Annotated in this window: 14 protein-coding genes and 2 pseudogenes; 2 read left to right on the top strand and 14 right to left on the bottom strand. The window is 67.2% G+C overall.

The window, feature by feature from the left end:
- Window positions 1–10 precede the first annotated feature (10 nt).
- The 4 genes from PV410_RS12675 to PV410_RS12660 all read right to left on the bottom strand — a co-directional run bounded on the left by PV410_RS12675 (window position 11) and on the right by PV410_RS12660 (window position 12,084).
- On the bottom strand, window positions 11–10,306 hold the full coding sequence (locus PV410_RS12675) for a LamG-like jellyroll fold domain-containing protein (protein WP_500324189.1): 10,296 nt from the start codon (window positions 10,304–10,306) through the stop codon (window positions 11–13).
- 494 nt (window positions 10,307–10,800) lie between these two features.
- Window positions 10,801–11,046: a hypothetical protein gene (locus PV410_RS12670; protein ID WP_500324188.1), complete on the bottom strand. Its 246-nt coding sequence runs from the start codon at window positions 11,044–11,046 to the stop codon at window positions 10,801–10,803.
- A gap of 72 nt (window positions 11,047–11,118) precedes the next feature.
- The gene (locus PV410_RS12665; protein ID WP_500324187.1) at window positions 11,119–11,346 is read right to left on the bottom strand and encodes a DNA cytosine methyltransferase; all 228 of its coding nucleotides are present in this window, start codon (window positions 11,344–11,346) and stop codon (window positions 11,119–11,121) included.
- A 174-nt stretch (window positions 11,347–11,520) separates the two neighbouring features.
- Window positions 11,521–12,084 carry a hypothetical protein gene (locus PV410_RS12660; RefSeq protein WP_500324186.1) on the bottom strand — a complete coding sequence of 188 codons (564 nt, stop codon included), beginning with the start codon at window positions 12,082–12,084 and terminating at the stop codon, window positions 11,521–11,523.
- A 31-nt stretch (window positions 12,085–12,115) separates the two neighbouring features.
- Between PV410_RS12660 and PV410_RS12655 the strand changes: the two are divergent.
- A pseudogene (locus PV410_RS12655) lies at window positions 12,116–12,208 on the top strand (NUDIX hydrolase); the annotation flags it as partial.
- A 113-nt stretch (window positions 12,209–12,321) separates the two neighbouring features.
- Here the strand turns inward: PV410_RS12655 and PV410_RS12650 are convergent.
- From PV410_RS12650 to PV410_RS12625, 6 genes and pseudogenes are all read right to left on the bottom strand, one after another.
- On the bottom strand, window positions 12,322–12,705 hold the full coding sequence (locus PV410_RS12650) for a hypothetical protein (protein WP_500324185.1): 384 nt from the start codon (window positions 12,703–12,705) through the stop codon (window positions 12,322–12,324).
- Between the two features lie 154 nt (window positions 12,706–12,859).
- Window positions 12,860–15,010: a hypothetical protein gene (locus PV410_RS12645; RefSeq protein ID WP_500324184.1), complete on the bottom strand. Its 2,151-nt coding sequence runs from the start codon at window positions 15,008–15,010 to the stop codon at window positions 12,860–12,862.
- A gap of 663 nt (window positions 15,011–15,673) precedes the next feature.
- A pseudogene (locus tag PV410_RS12640) lies at window positions 15,674–16,657 on the bottom strand (NsdA family TPR-like regulatory protein); the annotation flags it as partial.
- Between the two features lie 63 nt (window positions 16,658–16,720).
- Window positions 16,721–16,990, bottom strand: coding sequence for a hypothetical protein (locus PV410_RS12635; RefSeq protein ID WP_500324183.1), 270 nt, complete (start codon window positions 16,988–16,990; stop codon window positions 16,721–16,723).
- Window positions 16,991–17,150: 160 nt separating this feature from the next.
- On the bottom strand, window positions 17,151–17,786 hold the full coding sequence (locus tag PV410_RS12630; protein ID WP_500324182.1) for a hypothetical protein: 636 nt from the start codon (window positions 17,784–17,786) through the stop codon (window positions 17,151–17,153).
- Between the two features lie 72 nt (window positions 17,787–17,858).
- Complete coding sequence (locus tag PV410_RS12625; RefSeq protein WP_500324181.1) at window positions 17,859–18,242, bottom strand: hypothetical protein; 384 nt, start codon at window positions 18,240–18,242, stop codon at window positions 17,859–17,861.
- A gap of 184 nt (window positions 18,243–18,426) precedes the next feature.
- Between PV410_RS12625 and PV410_RS12620 the strand changes: the two genes are divergently transcribed.
- Window positions 18,427–18,705 carry a sigma-70 family RNA polymerase sigma factor gene (locus tag PV410_RS12620; RefSeq protein WP_500324180.1) on the top strand — a complete coding sequence of 93 codons (279 nt, stop codon included), beginning with the start codon at window positions 18,427–18,429 and terminating at the stop codon, window positions 18,703–18,705.
- Window positions 18,706–18,842: 137 nt separating this feature from the next.
- On the opposite strand, the gene PV410_RS12615 is transcribed toward PV410_RS12620, so the two are convergent.
- The 4 genes from PV410_RS12615 to PV410_RS12600 form a co-directional block, all read right to left on the bottom strand.
- A complete protein-coding gene (locus PV410_RS12615) occupies window positions 18,843–19,472 on the bottom strand; it encodes a hypothetical protein (protein WP_500324179.1) in 630 nt (209 codons plus the stop codon).
- 29 nt (window positions 19,473–19,501) lie between these two features.
- Window positions 19,502–19,999 (bottom strand): hypothetical protein, encoded by a 498-nt coding sequence (locus PV410_RS12610; protein ID WP_500324178.1) that lies wholly within the window; start codon window positions 19,997–19,999, stop codon window positions 19,502–19,504.
- 54 nt (window positions 20,000–20,053) lie between these two features.
- A complete protein-coding gene (locus tag PV410_RS12605) occupies window positions 20,054–20,413 on the bottom strand; it encodes a hypothetical protein (protein WP_500324177.1) in 360 nt (119 codons plus the stop codon).
- A gap of 195 nt (window positions 20,414–20,608) precedes the next feature.
- Complete coding sequence (locus PV410_RS12600) at window positions 20,609–22,201, bottom strand: hypothetical protein (protein ID WP_500324176.1); 1,593 nt, start codon at window positions 22,199–22,201, stop codon at window positions 20,609–20,611.
- Between the last annotated feature and the right edge of the window lie 9 nt (window positions 22,202–22,210).

The raw sequence follows: 22,210 nt of genomic DNA, 5'->3' as shown, positions 1-22,210 counted from the left end.
TCCGGTCAGATCAGTCGGTTACCGACGTCGGGATGTCCGCGCCCGTGCGCGTGTGAACTACGGTCCCCAGGTTATGCCAGCCCTGCGGCGTGTTCATCATGTTCCGCACTTGGCGCGTCACGGTTCCCACCAGATTACCCTTCTTATCCCAGCTGGTGGCGGCCATCACGTACTCCTGCGGCACGATGCGATCGCCAAGATAGCGCGGACGCACGGTGTACAGGACCGTATTGCCTGCACGTACCTGATCGTGGACCTGTGTCTCAAATTGCACCATGTTGTCCATGGCCCCAAGCCCGCCTCGCTCCGGGAAGGTGTTTGCGTCACGACCACAGGTCGAGAGATTTCTCAGGTCGGTGCCGGAGCCGCCGATTTGGGCGCCGAGTAGATGGCAATTATTGACTGAACTCCTGGCGGTGGCGTGGTGATAGCTAGCGTATCGCCGCGCCCACCCGTAACCGGGAGGGCGAATACTCTTCTCAGTATCCGTTCCGGGATTGTTGTCCAGATACTGATTAGTCAGACAAGCGGTGACGCCCCGAGCGCGATTGCCGTGCGACGGATCGGTGTCCTGGTAGTCAACCCACCCCTTGCCATTAACCGCGCAAGTCGACGGTTCGTCCTCCGGGGGCGGAACGCAGGACCCGCTCAAGATACACACTGCGGCTGTCGTGAGGCCTGCCGCGACGGCAGAAGCGGCATTGCGGACCGAGTTGCTTACATTGACGGGAGAATAGGCTGGCACATCAGCCTGAGCAAGCGAAGAGAGGTAGTCCGCAGAAAAAACAGCCTGAACAATATTATGGATATCATCCGGAGTCGGCTTCCACGGGTCCCAGTCCGCCCTTACCGGCCCTCGAGAAACCTTGGTTCCTGGGCCCTTGGGATTCTGCGGGATTATTCTGATTGCCTGCTGTACAGCTGCCGTTACGGCAGCAGAGGTGCCGGCAGCAACGCCAACTGAGTGGCCTGTCGCACCACTGTGACCGAAGGGCCCGCTTCCATGGGTCATGTTGCAGGAGAATCCGTAGTAGGCGCAGCTCCTGCCGATCGAAGTCGAAGTACTCGCACTGCTCGCAGTCGGAGCAGTCGATTGCGTGAAGTAATTTATGGTGGAGTTGATGGCATAGCCCGCAGCCAGCACCCCACTCACTCCCAAAAGGCCTTTGCCTGCATTCGAGCCGCGTATACCACCAAAACTGCCGCCACGTACACCACCGGCACCGCCTGTGTATATCGGCTGGCCACCGGCGTACAAGACTCCGCCCCCGCCGCTCCCGGTGGCGACTTCTTTGTGTCCGCTCGGGTCGATGCCGTTCATCGGACTGGCGTTTGCGTAGAGGTAGCGGTTGGCCTGGGATGACGGGCTTGGGTCCAGCAGCCAGTCGTCACGGGAGGTGAAGGTGCCGGTGCCGGGTTGGTACCAGCGGGCGGCCATGTTGACGTTGCCGTTGGCTGGGTCGGTCCAGCCGGACTGGTAGCCCACGGAGGGTGTGGTTCCCGCTGCGGATATCTCTTTGCCGAAGGGGTCGTAGGCCGTGGAACCAGTGAGGGTGTCGCCGGTCGGATTGAGGGTGGCCACGAGGTCGGTGTGCTGGTCGGTGATGGCGAGTTGGCCTGAGGTGCCATTGCTGGTGCCGAGGAGGGTGCCGTCGGGGGTTCGGGTGTAGACGCTGGTGCCGTCTCCGACGAGGTTGGTGGAGCCGCCGTCGTAGGTGAAGGTGGCGGCCCCGCTGGCCATGGCGCGGTCGAGGGCGTCGTACCGGTAGGTGGTGGTGCCGTCCAGCATGAGGCGGTCGAAGGAGTCGAAGCCGACCGTGCGGGTGACCCCGTTGGTGGTGACGCCGCTGAGCGTGCCGCGGCCGGTGTACGTGTAGGTGCTGGTGCCGTCTGAGGTGAGGCGGTTGCGGGCGTCGTAGGTGGAGGTGACTCCACCTACCTTGGTGCGGTTGCCGGACTTGTCCCACTCGTATGCGGTCGTGACGCTGCCGCTGGTCCAGGAGGTCATGCGGCCCGCATGGTCGTAGGTGTAGCTGTTTGCGGCCGCTCCGGCTGTGCCGGTGGTGGTCTTGGTGGTGAGCCGGTCCGCTAGGTCGTAGCCGTAGGTGATGGAGGCAGTGGTTCCGCCGGTCGGGGTCGTGATCTTGTCGGTGGCCAGTCGGCCGAATTCGTCGTAGCCGTAGGTGCGGGTGCCGCCGGTGCCGTATTGCTCGGACTTCGTGCGGCCGTTGTCGTCGTAGGTGTAGCCGACGGTGGTTCCCGTCAACGGGTCGGTGGCCGTCTTCAGAGTGTCATCTGCGTAGTAGCCGTAGGCGGTGGTGCCGGCTGCATCCTGACGGGACGTCATTTTCCCGTCGATGTCGTAGGCGTAGGCGGACTGGCCACCGGGACCGGCGGTGGACAGGAGTTGGCCGCGGTCGTTGTACGTGTAGGTGTTGGGGTTGATCGGGTTGGTTGTGCCGACTGTGGTGAGGCGGTCGTCCGTGTCGTATCCCAGAATGCGGTCTGCCGTGGGTTGGGACGAGCCGACGCCTGTCTCCTTGGTCAGCCGGCCCTGTACGTCATAGGTGCGCTGCCGGATGACGTTGTTGGGCTCGGCGAGCGTGACGGCCTGTCCCGCCTTGTCGTATGTGGTGGTCCAGGTGCGGGCCGCCGCCGCCGGGTGGGCCGGGGTGGACGGTTCGATGACGGATTCGGGCAGGTTCCAGCTGTTGTAAGTGTAGATCGACTTGTTCTGGCGGCCGTCGGTCAGGCTGGTGCGGTTGCCGACGGCGTCGTAGCCGAAGCCAGTCACAATGGAATCGGCGTCAGAGTCCGAGACCGGCTCGACCTGCTGGGTCAGCCTGCCCAAGGCGTCGTAGGTGAATTCGGTCGTCGCGCGGGTGGCGTCGGTGACCGAAATCCTATTGCCGTCGTCGTCATACTCCGCGCTGGCGTCGCGAAACCCGGATCCAGAGCCAAAGTCCGTGACCCCGGTGGGCTGGTCGAATTCGTTGTAGCTGATGAATGTGGAGTCGCCCAGCGGACGCGTCAGTCGGACCATATGGCCGACAACGTCGTAGTCCATCCGAGTGGTGCGTGAGAGCGGATCGGTGACCGTGACTGGTTCGCCAGCAGCATTGAAGGTGGCGGTGGTGAAATGACCGGACGGCGGCGCTGAGGCAGTCTGGTTGTCGGCGTCGTCCCACGCGTAACGGCTGGTGAGGTTCTGTGCCGTCGGGTACCGCTCCACTGTGGTGGCAGTGAGTTGTCTGCCGAGTTCGTCGTAGGTGGCCTCGGTGCGCGCACCGGTCGTGGACGTGGCGGACAGTTGCAAGCCGGTGGGCGTCCAGGTGTAGTGGTTCGCCGGGTCCGGGATCACGCCTGGCAGGAGACCGGACGGGTTGGCGATCGGCAGCGACTGGGCGGTGAGGTTGCCGAGTTGGTCGTAGGCGTAAGCCGTAGTGCGTCCGAGAGGATCGCTGGTGAGTACCGCCCGGCCGAGGACGTCGTACTGCGTGGTACTGGTGGCGGTCAGGGAGGTGCTGCTCCCTGGTGGGGTGTACTCGGGGAGCGTGGTGGTGGTGGGCCTGCCGAGCCTGTCGACGGTGGCCCGAGTCGTGTTTCCGTTGGGATCGCGGGTTTCCGTGGCCTCGCCGAAGGTGTTGTAGCCGGTCAGCGTCGCCGGGCGGGTGATCTGGGCAGGGTTCCCGCCTGTTTCGGTTGATACCGGGGGGGCAGTCTGTTCCACCAGACGGCCAAGGGCGTCGTGACGGTAGTTGGTCGTGTAATCCGCTGCAGTCGCGCCCGAAGTATTGCCGCGACCGCTAATGGTCGAGGTGAGCAGGCCGCGCTGATCGTAAGTGTGACGGACGAGGGGCGAGGATCCCAGACCATCACTGACACTCTCTGTGAGGACGTTGCCGGCTGCATCGTAGGTGTAGTCGCTCTCGAACCATGGTTCGAACGCCATCACCGTGAAGCCGGTTGTGGTTCCCTTTTGAGTGACCTGCTCCTTCACACGATCGTCATCGTCGTAGGCGTAGGTGGTGATCCGGTTCAGACCTGCCGGATCGAGCACCGCGCGGGTTGTACGGCCGGTGGCGTCGACGGTGTAGTTGGTCGTGGTCTTGCCGCCGCCGGTGACCTGCTGGATGAGCTGGCCGGCGCCATCGTAGGTGCTGGCTTCTCGAACGACGTCGTGATGGGTGCCGTCGGCCTGGGTCACGGACTTGGCGGTGACAGTGGCTTGCAGGTCGTCGTCGTAGTAGGTGTAGGCGGTTGTCGCGCCCATGGCGTCGGTGACCGAGGCGAGACGGCCTGCCGGATCGTAGGAGCGGGACTCCAGGACCAGATCGCGGATCTGACCTGACGGGTCGCCAGTCCAGTTCTTGAGGGTACTGGTGGCCAATTGCCCGCGGCGGGTGTAGTTGAAAGCGGTGGTGGTGCCCGCCGGATCGGTTTGCGCAGACACCCGTCCCAAGGGGTCGTGCTCGTACGTGGTGGCGGCTTCTTCGGCGTCGGTGACGGAGTCTGTCAGTCCGTGTTCGTCGTAGTGATACGCGGTGGTGCGCGAGGTGTCGCCGCCGGTCGAGTCCTGCGCCGTCTCGCTCAGCAGGTTGCCGTCCGCGTCAAAGAGACGGGTGATGCGTGCAGTGTGGGTGGTGTTGGTGATCTCGTTCTTCACACCGGGGCCAGTCTCGGACACGACCTGCGACATGGCGTTGTAGCCGTAGGTCGAAGTCACCCCGGCGGGTTGGGAGTCCGAAATCTGGGTTTCGGTGAGTCGACGGCCGATCCCGTCGTACGTGAAGGTCGTGACCAGGCTCGACGGCGACGTGACCCTGGCCAGGTCGCCATTCGCGTAGTACTCACTGGTCGTGACGGCTCTGCCCGTCGTGGTCTGAGTCTTGACCAAGCCGATTGGGGTGGAACCCCCACCCACGGCTTGTTCCGTGCCGTCGGTGTAGGTAACACGCCGTGTGCGACCGTCAACCAGGGTGGTGGTGTCGGGCAGGCCGCCGCTCGTGTAAGTCTGCCGAGTCAGATACCGAGCATCGGCCGGCCCGGAAGAGCGCGCGTCCCGTATACCGGTCGGTTTGTCGTTACGCGGGTCCAGTGGATCAGCGGGGTTGAGGTAGTACTCGGTGAACGAGGTCCAGCACGAGTTGCTGTCACGGCATGTCGTCTGGGAGACGACATTGCCGCGAGCGTCATGTCCCGTGATCGTCGCGTGACCGTTGGGGTCGGTCACGGTGTGCAGGAAGCCTCCGGTGTCGTAGGTGTACGTGGTCACCCCACCGTCCGCGTCCGTGTCCGACAGGCGGCGCTCGCCGCGCAGCGCGTCATAGGTGCTGCTGGTAGTGCGGCCGAGTGGGTCGGTCACGGTGACGGTGGAGGCCAGCGCGGAGACGCCGGTCTGGCTACGCGCGCGGTAGTGCTCGGCTACCTGGTCGCCCGTCAGTGGATGCTGGAAGATGCTGACTTCGTCGATGGCACCGTTGAAGTAACTGATGTCGCTGGGGCTGCCGGGCCAGTTCTTCGCGTAGCCGGCACCGATGTAGGTCAGGGAGTTGGCCTGATGGTTCACCGCACCAGTCAGGGTCCCCTGCGGGACGCCGTCCAGGTACAGGGTCTGAGTCGTGCCGGAGGCCGAGATCACGGCGTGGTGCCACTGGTTGTCCGTGACGGTGTCGGTGGACGCGACGGAGGTCCCCGTGACCGTTGAGTTAACGAAGAACTTGCCGTGCAGCTTGTTGTCGGCACCCACGTACAAGACCGGCGTCCAGGAGCCTCCTATGCCGGCTGGATCTTCGATCTGCCGGGACTGGTCCCCGATCATGACGCCCGGCTTCGTGGTCCTGAACCACAGCTCCACCGCTAGATTGGTGGAGGCATGCATGATTGCGCCGGGGAGCTGTGCGTAGCTGTTTCCGTTGAACTGGGCGGCTCCGCCTTCGCCCACTCCGAAGGCGCCGGTGGTGCCGAGGGTGACTCTGGTGTAGGTGCCGTTGCCGTTGTTCGCCTTGACATCGCTGGCGGCTGTGGTGCCGCTGGTTTCGTCCAGGCGCCAGTACGCCCCGGGGGCGTCGCTCTTCACGGATCCCCGATACGCGGGGGCATCTCCGGATATCAGGTCGGTGCGTGCCCGGTAATGGGCGGTAACGGTCGCCCCGTCAAGGGTGTGGTCGTAGACCGCGGGTTCGTCGATCTGCCCGGTGAAGTAGTAGGTTCCAGAGGTAGACGCCCCGTACCAGCTGGGGCTGGCATAGCCGCCACCGACGAACGCGTGGGGCAGTGACTGGTCGATGATGGTTCCGGACAGTGAGCCGACCTTCGTTCCGTCGAGGTAGAGCGACTGAGTGGACGTCGCTCCGGCGAGAACGACGTGGTGCCACTCGTTGTCGGTCACCGTGGTGGTCGACGTGATGGGGGTTGCACCGGCAGCCCCAGACACCCACAGTTCGCCGCGCAGCTTTCCGGCGGCGTCAACGTTTAGAACTGGCCGGTAGGCGGTCGGAGTCTGCCCAAGTTCGGCGTTCTGAAGGGCCATCAGAACCCCGGATTTGGAGGTTCGGAACCAGAGCTCGACCGAAGGTGTGGTGGTGCCTTCAAGAATGTCGTTGGGCAACTCGACGTAGGAGTCCGAGGTTCCATCGAAGGTAGCGGCGGCGTCGTCGCCGTCGGCGAAGGCCCCTGCGCGGCCCAGAGTGACGGCGTCACCATACGAGGCGTCGACGCCCTCGGGGAGTGCAGTGGCGGCGGTGGCGCCGTGCTGTTCGCCCAGGCGCCAGTACCCCTGGGGGTCCGACTTGGTGACCGCGGTGGTGTAGGTGGCCGAGCCGCTGGAGTAGGCCGGGGCAGAGATATGCCAGGTGCCACCGTTCTCGTCGGTGGTCTGGGTGACCCGCCCTGTGGCAGTGTCGTACGCGACCTGCGCGTGGGTCCGCCCGGAGGGCAGTGTCACCGCGGTCATCAGGCCGGTGGCCTGCCGGGCGGCGAAATGCTCGGCGACGGTGGCCGGATCCAGCGGGTAGTGGTAGACGGCGACTTCGTCCATCGACCCGGTGAAGTGCCGTACGCCGGCGGTCTGGCCGTCCCAGCCCGGGCTGGAGTACCCGGCGCCGAGGTAGGTGTAGGTCATGTCCTGGTGGTCGATCGGCCCTGTTCGGGTTCCGATCGCTTCCCCGTCGAGGTACAGGGTCTGCGTTGTCCCGGCCCCGGTGAGGGCGGCGTGGTGCCAGACGCCGTCGGTGACGGAAGTGGTGCTGGTGATCGGGGCCACGGAACCATTCCAGAACTCGCCCCGCAGCTTTCCGGCGCTGTCCACGCCCAGGGCCGGGGTCCAGTGAACCGGCGTGCCGTCCTCCAGAGGCGATTCCTGGAATCCGACCAGCACGCCGGGGCTGGTGGTCTTGAACCACAGTTCCACGGACAGGTACGTCGAAGTGCTGATGGTGTCGTCGGGGAGTTCAACGTAGGAATCGGTGCCGTCGAAGGTGGCGGCGGTGTCGGCCGTGCCGGCCACGGCCGGTTCCGACCCCAGCACGACGTCGCGGTACGTCGCCTGGTTCAGGCCGGTCCGGGAGGGTGCCTCGCTGGTCGCGACCGAGCCTTCTGTTTCGCCCAGCCGCCAGTACGACACCGCGTTGGCGTCCAGGACGGCACTGCGGTAGCGCGATCCGTCGTCGTAGGTGTACCTGGTGCACGCCGTGGTGGAGTCCGGCGGGCACACCGTGGTCAGCCGGTCGCCGTCATAGTGGTAGGTCCAGGTGAGACCGGGGGCGACAGGGCCGACAGCGCTGGTGGTGACCGACTCGACGTGGTTCCCGGACCATGTGAAGGTCAGGGTCCGCCCGGAGGTCTCATCGGTGACGCGCGTCAGCGGTCCGCCATCCTCCTGTTGGTAGCGCAGTGACTGCCGGCGGCCGGCGGCGTCGGTCACCGTGGTGAGACGCCCGGTCTCCATGAAGTGGTAGAGCCATCCCTTGCCGTCGCGCAGGTCCCAGCCCTGCACCGCGTCCTTCAGGGTTCCGGCGTAACCTGCCGGGCCGGTGTAGGAGCCGTCGGCGTTCTCACCGAACCGGGCCTGGGATCCATCACCGAAGGTGACCAGCACGGTGCCGGCGCCGAACTCGTTGTACAACCGCATGTCCCACGGCGTGGACCAGCCGACGCCGAACGCATTACCGGTCCGAGGGTCAAGGGAGTTGTAGGTGCGGCTCACCGCCAGTTCGGGACCGACGACCGCCACCGACGCGTCCGTCGCGGCCGTGATGTAGTTGCCGGACCGGGCGCCGAACTCGCGGCCGGCGTCGGCGCTGCCCAGATGGCTGGTGACTGCGGGTTGCGGTACTTGCGTGGTGAACAGGGCCGGCCCAGGCCGTGCCGAGGTCGCGTTGCCGTCGTAGACATAGGCATACCAGGCGTAGGTCTTGCCCCATGACAGCCAGCCTTCAGGCACCGCCCATTGTTTGGCGGTGCTCCTTGTGCCGGTGCGGCAGTTCTTGCGGGTGTCCTTGCCCTGCACTTCGCAGACCTCGAAGCTGTACTGCAGCGTGCTGAATGGGTACCGGTCGGTGTCCTTGCCTGTCGCCCAGAGCGTGGGAGTCAGTGAATCCTCCACTACGCCGCTGACCGGTGACTCACCGGTTAGCTGGGGAGGAATGTTCACCGACGAGAACTGCATCGCCAGGCCCGGCACGCCCGAGTCAGTGAACAGGGAACTGCCTTCGGCCATGGTCCAGGCGAGTGTGTACGTGGCGGGGGTCAGCTTGGCTATGCGTGCGTCGATGGTCACGGCTTCGCCTGGCGAAACATCCTGCGGCATGTCGGTGGTGAGGACGTTGGAGGAGGAGGTGATCTCCGTGCCAGCCGCGTTGTACAGGCGGTAACGCAACTTATAGGCGCCAGCCTTGGGCCAGGTCGCCTGTCCCCGGTTGGTGACGGTCACCTTCATCTTGCCCTCGGCGGTGGAGGTGACAGGCGTGACCCAGTCGCCTAGCTTGTAGGTGGACCCGTAAGAGGTCCATGTCACGTCCAGACTGGGCTTGTTGCTGTTGTCGTCGGAGCCGAACTCCTTCCATCCCCGGGAGTCCGAGGTGGAGGCCTTCACCGCCAGGCCGTAGTTCTTCACCCGTCCATGAGTCCAGTCATCCACGAGCTTTCGGCCCGCAGAGCCTAGCTTGATGGTTTCCCAGGCCCGATCGCAGGACCAGGTCTCGGTCCCCTCAGGCCGCCAGCCGTGCGCGAAGCTCTTCGAGCCCAGTGACGACCCGGTTGACGGCCCCGGATACTTCTCCGTGGTGGACTCCGACCAGTTCTGGGTGATCGGGTACACCGACACGGGACGGGCCGTGCAGGAGTATGACCAGGTGTTGTACAGGGCCAGATTGGCGCTGAGGACGTAGGCGTTCTTCAGCGTGGTCTCCAGACCGGAGAAGCGCAGGAAGGCAGCCGCCTTGTGACCGCCGGCATCGTAGGTACCTACCTTGAGCACCGTGTCACTGGAGAAGTCCTGGTTGTACGGCGACTCCACGTACGTGCCGGAGGTGGCGGTCACCTTCTGCACCGACGGATCAACCCTCACCGGATACATCCGATCCGGGTCCTGCAACCACTGCTTGTCCAGAGAAACCTTCAGCGCGGGGCCACCGTCGATCGTCACCAGGCTGTACTGAACCCCAGAAGACACCGCGCCCTCGTTGGAGTTCGGGCTGACACGGGAATCCTCCATCCACCCGGCGGGGATTCGCGCATACGTCCCACCCGTGACGTCGACTAGCGCGACGGCGCCAGAGTCCTCCACGCGAGCCGTCAGACCCCGCAAGGTCAGAGGGAAAACCCACTCCGTCGGCGCGTCACGGTCCTTGAGTACCAGCATCTCTTTGATCGAGGTGCTGCCCGCCTCGAACTGCACATCCGCTGACGGCCGTACATCGGCATAGGTGATGGTGTCTCCGTCGACGGCGCCGGCAACATGAGCGGCGTTCTCGAGGGAAAACGCAACCGAACGGTCCCCATCCACACCCAAGGCGGCCAAGGGCCTGTCATCCCCAAAGCTGCCCAGCGTGACCGATGCTTCGCCAGAGACTGTCGTCCAGCCCGCGGCAGGATCCGCAGCAACTGAGCGACCCAACCGGCCGCCGCCACCAGCCCGGATCAAGGTGGTATCGATTGCCTGCCAGCTGCCATCCGTACGACGGAAATTGACCGGCTCGTTGTAGTACCGCGTGGTGAACGTGCCGTCGGCGTTCCGGTACACCCGCTGACGTGTGCCTCGGCTGCCGACCAGTTCCTTGCTCGCCTCACGGTCGAAACCCGTCACGCCTGCCGAGTCGGGTACCGGAACGCGCTCCACGGCAGATGCCTTCGGCCGCCGGGCAGTCGCTACAGGATCCTGCTGTGGCTGCGCTTCCTCGACGGCGAGTTCCCCCCGCCCCTTGAGTGGGCCGAGCCTCCCCCCCTTGGACCAAGCGTCCGTGGCGTCCCCTGGTGTCCGGTGGGACAACCCGTCCGCGCTGCCGTGGCGCTGACTTGGGCGGATACCCCCATCGACAGCGCCGTGGGGCCACACCGAGGCTGCCGCAGCACCCTCTGCAGTACTCAGCACCGCCATCGCCACGGCAACAACGACAGCAACTGAACGCCGAGCGCGCACGAAGCCCCCCTCGTAAAAGACCATCCAGGTGAAGAAAGATCCTTCGGGCACTCATAGGTTTTTCACAAGACCTTGCCTACGAGTCGGCCAGCGATGAGAGATTGCTCACAATCAAACATGACCGATCAAACTCCATATGGGTGGGCATCTCAGACGTCGCGTCAGGACAAGACGAAGGGTTGGGGGGTCCCGTCTGTGGTGGTAGGCGGCCGAACCCGAGGGGGTTCCAGGGTGGCCGGACTGAACCGCATCGTGTAGTCGTCGAGCTTTCCGGTGATCTCCGGGCCGGTGCCGTCGGCGCGGCGGAGGCGGGCCCGCATCCACTTGTTGTCCTCGTACACGGTGTTGAAGCTGGCCACGCGGATTCCAGCGGCCTGGGTGAGGGCGGGCATGCCGATGAGGCGCATCGCTGTCTCCTTCGGGAGGGAGGGGAGGTGGGGGCCGGGGGCGGGGTCGCCCGTCCCCGGCGGCTGGGCGGGTCAGGCGGCGGTGCCGAACCGGTCCTGCGGGGCGTGGCGGTCGATGTCTTCGCCGGTGATGCACTCGACGAGCGCGCAGAGGATGACCTCGGCGACGTTGGGGGTGACGGCGTTGCCGTACTGGCGGACGCGCTCGCGCTTGGTGCCGAGGACCACGTAGTCGTCGGCGAAGCTCATGGCCCTGCCGATCTCGTGGGGCTCCAGCATCCGGAACAGGACGTCGTCCACGTTGATCTCGCCCTTGACGAGGGCGAAGCGGTCGCGGGTGGACAGGGCGCCGATCGGCTCGCGGACGGTGCGGGCGCGGCCGGTGCCGTAGTACGGGACGAGCAGGTGCTGCCAGGTGACGAGCGACTGGTGCCCGGTGGTGGTCAGGGTGCGCAGTGGCTCGTCCGCGCTGGTTCAGTGCTCGCCGCCGTCGCCCTTCGACCCGTTGTTGCGCATGACCATGGCGGGCGTGACGAGGCCGTGGTGGTTGCCGGAGGCGGTGACGGTGCACAGGGGGTCGGCGACCGATCGGGCGTCGCTGGCGCCGCCCCGGATCTCCGCGATGAAGGGCAGCCAGGCCAGTCCGGCCTCGGCTCGGGTGGTCTGGGTGCGCAGTGGGTCGTAGATCGGGCTGGCGTTCTTGCCGGGGCGGCCGTCGCAGGGGACGAGGATCGGGGGGACGGCGAGGGCGTCGTTCTCGCGGGTCGTGCGGGTCGGCATCGGGTCGAAGAGCGGGGTCGCGTCGTTCCGCCAGGTCCCGCCGGCTGGCACGACCATCGGCTCTGCGAACTTCCGGAGCCCCGCTGAGATGCGGGCTATCGTCTTGTCGGCGAGCAGGGTCTTGCGGTCGCCGATGCGCTGGCCGGGGAGCGTCCAGTCGATCGCGGCGGCCGCGGGGAGCACGTCCGGCTCCACGATCTGGTTGCGGCACTTCACCTGCGGGCACCGGTACACGTACTGCTGGCGGTACCGGCCCATGTCGTCGCCGGGCCGCTTGAAGACCTGGACCGTCCGGGGCGTGATCGACCGGCGGGAGATTGTGTCCAGCGGCTCCCTGATCGGGGTGCTGTACCTGCTGCTCAATGAGGCCACAAAGGGGTAGAACTGCGGTGCGTTGGCGTCTTGTCGGGTGGCCTCGATCCGCAGCCAAGCAGGCGCGCCGTGAAAGTGCGTGTGTGTGGCACCCCGGTATGGGGTGCCACACACATCACGCGATCAGGGCTGTTCGACTCGCAGGGCCACGTCGCTCTTGAGTGTTTGCTCGTAGCTGCGACCGTCCTGGCGGTAGGTAAACCTGGTGTCGCGCAGGTTGCCCTTGATAGGTCCGGTGATCTTCATGCGGACCACGTAGTAGATGTCGGTGTCGCCTTTCGCCCTGACTTTGACGGCCTTGTGAAAGTGGTTCTTGAGACGTTCGAAGTGCGGGTCCTCCGAATCGCCTTCGATCCCGAGCATCACGATGCCGTCGGTGTCGTTGGCGCTGTACGCACCGTATTGCAGGATCTTGATGCCCTTGGGGACTCGTAGCACTGTCGCCCCGGTGAGTTCGAGGTCCTTGTCAGAGACGTTGGTGGGTGGCGGTAGCGCCGCCCACCACACCTGCCCGACCTTGGCGTGGTCGTTACCGACCGTCCCCTGTGAGTAGGTGCCGCCGTCCAGGGCGTGGCCTTGTGCAGGACTGCTTTCTGTTCCAGAGCAGCCTGCCAGAGTGATGGTGGACGCGAGAGCCAGTGCCGCGGCAGTGCGGAGGCGTCTAGTAGGAGTAGAAGACGCCAGGCTTGCTCGAGAGCGGACCATTCTTGCCCCAGATGATGTGCGAACCGGTCTTGTTGCCGGCGGTGATGCGCTGCTTGTGCTCGCGATCGTACGAGGTGGCTGCGCTGAGAGAGATACCGAAGGCGGCCACGGCCTTGGTCCACTTGGTGCTCTTGCCGGAGGAGAGCTGGAAGTACGAGCCGCCGGGGACCTTCCCGTAGTACTGCCTCGGCGAGGCCTGGAATGCGGTGGGACCGTCCTTGCTTCGCACGTCCTGCCCGTACTTCCCCGTGGAGCCGCCAGCAGGAACCTTGTACTTGCCGGCCACGATCTGCCGGTAGGAAGACCGAGCGACGCCTGAGCAGTAGTAGGTCTTCTTGATCTTCTTGTACTCGATCGGGACCCGCCACTGCTTGGCGAAGTACGGGCCCTTGTTACTGTAACCGGTCGATATCCCGGTGGATCCACCGACCGAGACGGTGCCAGTGATCTTCCAGGTGTCGTTATGCGAAGTGGCGACGTCGACTGTGCTGGAGAGCTTCTGGTCGTAGTCGAAGTTCGCCTTGGCATCCCAGTATGCGTGGGCCTCGCCGACGGTGGTGTAGGCGACCGTCTTCGACAGCGTCTGGGTCAGCCATTCACAGGAGCCGGAGTTGAGCGGAGTGACCGCCTGACCACTGGTGTCAACACCGTTCACGACGTAAGGGTTGAAGCCTGCCGGGGGCGCGGCAGAGCGGTCGCTCTGCCACGTCGGCGTGGTCCCCTGATCGATGGGTTCGACGGAGTACTGTTCCGCGGTGGCAGCGAAGGTGGTGCTGACCTGCTCCGGGGTGGGATCGGTGCCGGCGTTGTTGGGGTCGGTGTCACTGAGCAGGGGCGACAGTGCCGTGGTGTGCGGCGCTTCATTGCTTGCCGACAGGGCAAAGCCGGTGGGTTGCGTCGATCCTGGTACCTCAGGAGCTGCGACGAGGTTGTCGGCACCGAACATGTTCACGCCGGAAGTGGTGACGCCAGCGGTGGTCGCGGTCAGGTTGAGCGCACCGTCGTTGGCGTCTGCAGCTGCCTGTATGGCTGCGGGAAGCGGGTTAGGCAGGGTCAGCTTCCATGTGCCGTCGGCCGCTGTGTGGACCTTGCCCAGGTCGGGGAGGTCGGTTGCGGTACCGTCGTCCGCCACAAGGTCGGCGGCTTCGACCGTCACCTCCAGCCCGGCAGCGGGCTGACCGTTTCCCAAAGTGAACTTTCCTTGGACAAGGCTGGGGTTCGTTGGCGTCGAGTCCGGCGGGGAGTCGGTACCGACGTCCGTGAGACCACTTTCGTCAGGCTGGGCGCCGAAGTAGGGGCGGGTGTCCGGTGTCGCCGCGAGACAGGAGGCGGTGTCCGTGAACACCGAACGGGCGTAGAGGCCTTGCCGTACGTCGTCGTTGGCGAGGGTGAGTGCAGTGCCGCCGGCTCCGGTGTAGCCCTTGACGATGCCGCTGTAGTCGATGCCGGTGGTGGCGGTGTAGACCGTGCCGGGGCCCGGGCTCCAGGCGGATGTCACCTTCGTGTCCGTGGCCAAGACCGTCTCGGTGGCCACGTCGAGCTTCGGAATAACCCCGAGCCAGGACAGGGTCCAGGACCGGATTGTTCCGTCGGTCAGGCCGTAGATCTTGTTGCCGGCCGACCAGACCTCGTCAGACTTGTTGATCGCTATCACTGCGGCGTTCGTCGCTGAGATCGTGGCCATGTCGAGCATGACGCCCTGACCGTCAGGGGCGTCACTAGAGCTCGGCTGGTGGACGGCGAGAGTACCGGCATCATCGATCGTGAAAATCTTGCTGCCTACGGACCACACGTGATCGTAACTAGCCCAGGGTTGAGCCGAGTTGGACTTAAAGGTCTTGACGTAAGTCATCAAAGAGCCGCCAGAGGCCGTGTTGTCCTTGTAGGACTTCAACTGCCCAGTCTTGCGGTCGATTTGATAGAGAATTCCGCTCCCGCCAGAGAACACCGAGGCCAGGTCCGGAATGGGTGCGACGTAGCCAGTGTCAAAGAGGGGGCCAGCGGCGCCACCGCCACTGGGGTCCCAGTCGATATACTTGCGTAGCGTCGTCGCGCCCGGAATCCCGAAAGGAAGTCCCGGTTTCGCTTCGACGACGTAGGTGGCCACGCTGGACTGGCAGTCCGCGGCAGCTGCGATGCTGGTCGGAGCCACTGTAGCAGGAGCGGCAACAGCTCCGGTGGCGAGGAGCGCCGTACCGAGCGTGGCATGCAGCAGTCGGCTACCCGATCTTCTTTGGGCTCGCTTTGTCAAGTGTTTCCCCTGAATGCAATACCCGCACCAACGGGGGTGGCGGGCAAGATATTTGGTCGTTGCCGATCAAAGCACACACGCCTTCTTTTCACCATGACCACAAGTGGAGGGCATCGTCCGGTTCACCTCGGCTCGTGCCCGCATTGCCTCGCTCGATGAATTTTTGAAGGCTTCTGCACTTGAGCTAGATATGAGCTTCAGGTCACCTTGTGAGGCGTGGAATCCACGCCCGTTCTCCGGTCGAGATCTAACCGTTATTAAATGACGAGGAGTCACGGAGGGGGTGTTTCCACCGGCCCGTCGTGTTGAACGGGCTCGCGCGGTCGAAGCGCGACGAGACAGAGCAGCGGGTCACGTCGAGGAGGAACGTGCGTGGGTGCTGGCCTGGCGCGAGGAACTCCTTGCCCACGCCTGGTGCGGGCTGGCCTGAGCGGCTGCTTGGGGGGCCTTCGGTGACCGCGGCGATGTCGAGTTGACTGCCGGGCATTGACGGCGCCCCTGATCCGTCGGATGCGGCCTCTAGGCGTACACCTCGCGCATCTTCGCCTCGAAGGCGATCACCGGGGCCTGGCGCGCACTGGTGGCCAGACGGGCCTGGAACTCGCGTACGTGGCCCGCGATGCGCGGGGAGTCCACATTGGTGGCCAGGTCCAGTGCCATGCTGGCGGTGGAACAGGCACGGTCGAGGGCCCCGTTGTGCAGTTGGGTGGTGGCGAGCCAGAAGGCGTGGAAGGCCCGGCCGCGCTGCTGCTGGCGGTTCTCGCGGCGCAGGCCTTCGGCGATGAGCGGTTCGGCTTGGCGGTGCTCGTCGAGCTGTGCGCGGGCGATGCCGGTGTCCACGATCAGCTTGGTCTCGTCGAAGTAGCGCAGCCACTGCGGCGCGTTGGCGGTGTCGGCCCGTTCGAACTCGGTGTGGGACCGGGCGAGGGCGCGGTGGCAGTCGTCGGTAGCGCGCAGCGTGGCGTGGGCGAATGCTTCCCGCATGTGGAGCATGGCCATCACGAGCTCCGGGGCCTCGGTGGTGCGGGCGGTGTCCTGCGCGGCGCGTGCGAGCGCAGCGGCTTCGCCGGCGTCGCCTTCGTAGGTGGCCTGCAGGCTCATGCACGACAGGACGTTGGCGGCGAACTGCCGGTTGCCGAGGTTCTGCGCGAGGTGCAGGGCCTGGGTGAAGTAGGTGCGGGCGGTGCTGTATTGGCGGGCGTCGAAGTAGGCCCAGCCCGCCATGCGTGCGAGCTCGGCACCCAGGCCGTCTGCCACGTACCGCGCGTAGTCCGCGCGCAGGGGGGCCGGGGTGGGTGCCTGCCAGCGGGCGACCGCGGGTGCGACGGTCTCGGCCGTGGCCATGTGGCGGGCGTCGAAGCCGGCCAGGTACTCGTCCAGCTCGGCCTTGCCCGCGGCTTGCAGTGCGGTGAGGGTCGCTGGGTTCGGGTTCGCACGGTAGGCCGCCTCTGCGGCCTGGCGGGCGGTGGTGGCGGGGGTCTGGGTGCGGGTCATGGCGCGCTCTCTTCTTTCGTCGTGGGTTGAGGGGGGGAGGCCGGCGGGCCCGGGTGGGCCCGCCGGGGTGGGTCAGAGGACCCGGGTTGCGGCCATGGCCGCCTCGACGATTCCGATCGTCTGGGCCGGGGTGGCCGTGATGCCGACGAATTCGACGCCGCCCCATCCGTCCCGGTGGGTGACCGTCGCCGGGCCGCTGCCGGTGGGAAGCTGGACCGTCCAGGTGTAGGAGCCGTGCCGGACTTCGGTGACCGGGCCGAGGTTGGTGACCTTCCATGAGGTGGCGCGGGCGGCCTCGGCGAACACCGCGTCGGTGGTGGCGGTGGTGATGGTGGCGGTCATGGCGGGCTCCCTGGGGGTTGGTGGTTTGGGGTGCGTTGTTCTACTTTCATCCTTCCTGACCCACCGTTAGCCAACCTCGTTTGGCTAAAAAGTTTCGGGGAATTTCAGGCCGCTGACCTGGGATGATGCCCCACGCGGCCGCCTCGCGTGGGGCGTTCGCTCAGCTCGCGGCGGGCCGCGCGTACCTCTCGGTCGCGGCGAGGAAGTCGCGGATGCCCTCCTGGACCATGAGGCCGTCCGCGACGCCCACCAGGTTGCCGGCGGGCCCTAGGGTGCCGTCCACGAGCCGGTCGGTCAGCGCCGACCGCACCTCGGCCAGCGTCTCGAAGAGATCCACGTTCGCGGCCGCGGCGAGGAGCCTGCGCCACGGCAGGGCGTTGGCGGTGACGCGCATCAGGCGCGTGATCTCGTCGGCGCCGATGACGCGGTCTTCGCTCATCAGGACCGAGGCGATCCGGGCCCGCTCGAACTGCTCGGCCCGCAGCGCCCGGTGAGCGAGGTCGAGGAGGCCGCGCTTGCGGGGGTCGGCCTCGACGTCCGGCTCGGGCGCCTCGTCCACGAAGGCCTGCCCGCTCGGGTTGATCACGAGCGGCTGTCCCTGCGCCAGCGAGTACGAGAAGTCTCGCGTGGTCCAGCCGTGGTTCTCCAGGGCCCACATGGTCTGGACCCAGACCTCGTTGGTGCCGTCGGGTCCGTGGACGCGCAGGTTCTTGCGGGGGCCGAACTCGCGGACGGTGACGCCACCGGCTGCGATGAGGCGGAGCGCTTCGAGCTGGAGGGTGTTCGGGCGGATCACGTCGGTTCTCCTTGGGGGTTGGCTCCTGGTGGGAGGGAGGGGCCGCCCGCCCGGTGCGGGCGGCCCGGGCGGTCAGGCAGTGGCGGGGGCGCCGGCCTCGATGTCCATGCCGTCGGTCACGTTGATGAAGCGGCGGAGGCCCATGTCCTCGTGGTGGCGGGCCGCGTTGGTGACCTGGCCGGTGCTCATCGAGAAGCCGTAGTGGAGCAGGGCCTCCAGCGCCTCGGCCCGCTGCTTGGCAAGGCCGTCACGAACGCCGTGCCGCTCGATGCGCACCATCAGCTCCCGCCACGGCTTGGCCTGGCCGTCGGCGGCCAGTACGGCGTCCATGAGGCCGTCGACCGGGGAGTCGAGGATCGTGAGTGCGTCGGTCAGGGCCGTGCGGGCGGACTCGGCCTTGGCGAAGGCGCCGTTGGCGCGGGCGGTGAGCTTGGTGAGGGCGGTGGTGGCGTCCATGGCGGGCTCCCTGGGGGTTGGTTGTTTGTGGTGAATTGTTCTACTTTCATCCTTCCTGATCCACCGTTAGCCAACCTCGTTTGGCTAAAAGATTTCGAGGAATTTCCCACCCCTGACCTGCGGCGATGCACCCGGAGGGTGCGGCCCGCCGGCCGGGCTCGTGGGTACCCACTACGGTCGGGGCGTGGACAGCACACCCCAACTCCCCAAGCCGTTCCGCGCGCTGGCCGACCTGGCGGCCGGGCCGGTCACCATCGACCATGCCAAGGCCCTGACGGACGCCCTCCTGGCGATCCCCGACCTGCAGCGCTGGCTCCGGGCCCAGCGGCAGCAGACGGTGCGGTCCCTCCTGGACGAGGGCCGCACCCGCGACGAGATCGCCCCCCACCTCCAGGTCACCCCGCAGCGGGTCGCCGACATCGCGGCCGGCCACCGAAGCACGTCGGCGCCGCGCCAGAGCTGACGGCCTCACGGGCGGACGCCCCACCCGGTCCGGGTGGGGCGCCGTCGCCTCTCAGTCCAACTGCGTTTGGCTAAGAAAGGCCGAGGGATTTCCAGCCGTTGAGCAGACCGGTCACCCCCCGGCGCGGCGGGGTGAGGTCAGGCGAACCGGGCGGCCGGGCGGGTCAGGCCCGTGACGAACGCTCCGGTGACCTCGCGGAGGTGGTTGCGGGCCCGGACCATCCGGGCCTCTTTCGGGTCGTCGCCGGCGGCCGCGGTCATGCCGCAGGTGCAGTAGGTCAGGCCGCGGTCCGGGTGAGGGGTTCGCGGCCGGTGGTGGTAGGCGAGCAGGCCGAGGCGGGCGGCGAGGGTGAGGCGGACCCGGCCGCCGGGGGCGTCGGTGACCATGCCGAGCTTGTGGAGGGTGAGGCCGGTGACGGCCTCGATGCCGTCCTCGCCGATGATGACGACTCGCCTGCTGCGGGGGCTCTCCCAGCGGGACCGGGAGTGGGCGTCGATGGTCTCCAGGTCGTGGCGGACGGTGCCGCCTCGGAGGACCGAGGTCAGCAGCTCGGTCGGGGTGAGGCGGATCGAGCGCTCCACGGTGTCGACCTGGCCGTCGCCGGGGCCGAACTGGAGGCGGGTCCAGGAGATGAGGGCGCCGCCGTCGCGCCGGGCTTCGATGTGGAGGCCGCGGCGGTGGCTGCGGGCGAGCAGGGTCAGTGCGTGCGCCTCGCTGGCGGTTCCGGTGGTGGTGCCGCCCGCGTGGGTGATCGTCTCGTGGAACATCGGGTCCTCCTCGTTGGTCTGGTGGCTGGTCAGGCGGTGGGCTGGAAGCGGTCGGTGGCGACGTCTTCGGTGAGCCGGTCGAACTTGCGGTGGAGGGCGAGGAGCGCGGTGGCGACGAAGCGGACGCTGCTGTCGGTGTCGCTGTCGAACGCGTCGTGCAGGACGGTCGTGATGCGCGCCTGCAGGTCCTGCGCCTGCCGGGCGAGGGCCGGGGTGGTGGGGTTGAGGTGGGGCAGCTCGGGCATGCGGCCGGTGATCGTGGCGGTGATGTACTCCAGCGCAGTGGCGGGGAGGTCGCCGGTACCTTCGGCGATCTCTCCGGCCTCGTGCAGGGCGGCCGCCGCGGCGTCGGGCATGTCGGTGGCAGGCGGGGCCGCCTCGAGGACCGTCGCCGCGGTGTCGAGGAGTGCGGCGATCTCGCGGGGCTCGGGACGACTGGCGCGGAGGGCGTTGCGGTCACGGAGGGCTTCGGCGAAGGAGCGGGCGAGGCGGGCGGCCCGCTGCTGGGGGGTGTAGGTGGCGGTCACGGTCGGTCCTTCCGGTGAGGTGGGAGGGCCGGGCGGTCGCCCGGCCCCGAGGGGTCAGGCGACCGCTGCGATGCGGACCGCGATCGCGTGGTAGCAGGCGTACGGGCGGGTCTTGAGGCCGGCCGGGCAGTTGCACTGGCCGGTGGCCGCCGTGCGGTAGGTCTTGGAGCCGTCGGCGGAGACGACTTCGAAGACCCGCTTGGCGCGGAGGGGGAGGACGCCGCCCTGCTCCAGCAGCTCGACGGCCTTGGCGACCAGGTGCGGCTTGTAGGGGGCGACGACCTCGGAGCGGCTGGCCTTGCGGATGCGGGTGCGGCACTTCGGGCCGTACCCGTCGGGGCTCGGGCAGCGGAGGAGGCGGTTGCACCGGCGGCACCGGGTGGGCTCGGTGGTGGTGTTTTGGGTGCCGTCCATGGCTGCCGCCCTTCGCTGACCTGGTGCTTTGTGGTTTGGTGTGACACCTCATTCATTGACCAAATGCCTTTGGATACCCTCGTTACCCAAAGGGGCTTGGTCAAGTGATCGTCAAGCGGGTCGGGGTCGGAAGGAGCCGGACAGCAGGACGCCCCGCCTGCGGCAAGTGCAGGCGGGGCGCCGTCCAGGGGGACGTCAGTCCGCGGGGCGCTGGGCGAAGACGCAGATCCCGCTCCCCGTCGGGCGGGTGACGGTCCATCCGGCCATCGTCAGCTTGTCCGCGAGGATAGCCAGCGACGGGCCGTCCCAGCCGTCATCGGCGGACACGGCGCGCCCGGCCTCGATCCAGTAAGCGGCGACCCGGCCGAGGCCGCGGGGTTCGAGGAGGTAGCCGCGCAGCTCGGGGTCCGCCTGGTGAGGCTCCGTCACCTCGGTGTCGTCGGCCACGACCGCCGGGCGCAGGGGGCGCAGGGCCTCGCGGGCGGCGTCGATGTCCGGGTGTCCGGCGTGCCGGGGGGCGACGCCCTCGCCGGTCGCCGGCCGCCCGGGGACGACGGCCTCGACGACGGGGCGGGCCTTGATCTGCCGGAGGTCGGGGGCGTGGATGTCGCGCTCCACGGTGACGACGTCCCAGGCGGCGTCTCCGAGGGGCAGGGCCACCTTCCACGGCGAGCGGTAGGTCTTGGCGCGGTCGGCGTCGGTGACGCCGTGGACTTCGGCCCACCAGTCGCACTGGCCGGTCTCGCGGGCCCCGGTGACGCCGGTGTCGTTCACGGTGAGGCGGGCGCCGAAGGCGTGGAGGACGTCGCCCTTGAGGACGTCGGTCCGGGGGATGGAGAGGGTGAGGCGTTCGGTGCCGCTCTTGGCGATGACCTCGGCGTACAGGGGGTCGGCCTGCTCCAGGTACCGCAGGGCCTCGGTCAGCTCGCGCAGCGCCTCGGCCCATACCGGGTCGTTCGGGTCGGGGTTGGTGCGGACGCGGACGGCGTACAGGGTGGCGACCCGGCGGGCCTCGGGGATGCGGGAGGTGTCGACCCGCTGCACCTTGGCCGGGTCGACGGTGCTGCCGCCGTCGACGATGACCGCGGTCGGCTGGCCCTTCGCCCGGTACATGCCCTTCACGGTGCGGGCGGCGCCGTCGGGGCAGATGACGCGGTCGCCTGCGGCGAACTCCGGGGCGGTGGTGGCCAGGAGCGGGCCGGACAGCTTGCACCGGCGCGGGGCGACGTCCGGCCGGTGCTCGGCCGCCGCCTTCTCGGCCTCGGCGAGCGTGACGTACGTGCCGATCAGGCTGGACTTGAGCGGGCACTTGCAGTTGATGTGGACCGTGGCGAGGGGGCCGGTGTTCCGGAAAGCGCGGACGGCGACCCGGATGACGTCGCCGGCGGCCGGGGCTTCGTCGGCCTCGGCGGGCTCGTCGACCAGGTCGGTGATGCCGGGGTGGACGGGGCAGCCGAGTTCGCGGGCGATCTTGGCGGCCCGGGCCGCGGCCTCCACGTACTTGCCGTCCCGGTAGTCGCCGACGGGAATGGTGAGGGCGTGGAACTCGCCGTGCTCCTCCGTGATCGAGTGCGGCCAGGCCTCCACGAGGAAGCCGACCACCTGCTCCTCTTCGACGACCAGCACGTCACCGTCGTTGATGTCCTCCCGGCACTGGGTGGCGTCGTAGGCCGTCGCGGAGTCCCAGAAGCGGTGGATGCCGCTGGCGCGCTCGGCGTCGACCTGCTCGAAGAGGTCGGCGAGGCCGGCGGCCGCTGCGGTCTGGGGGGTGCTGTTGGGGTCGATCACGGTAACTCC

Source organism: Streptomyces sp. PA03-5A, from assembly GCF_033792725.1.
Taxonomy (GTDB): Bacteria; Actinomycetota; Actinomycetes; order Streptomycetales; family Streptomycetaceae; genus Actinacidiphila.
Note: the sequence above shows the minus strand (reverse complement) of the source record. Positions and strands in the feature narration are given on the sequence as shown.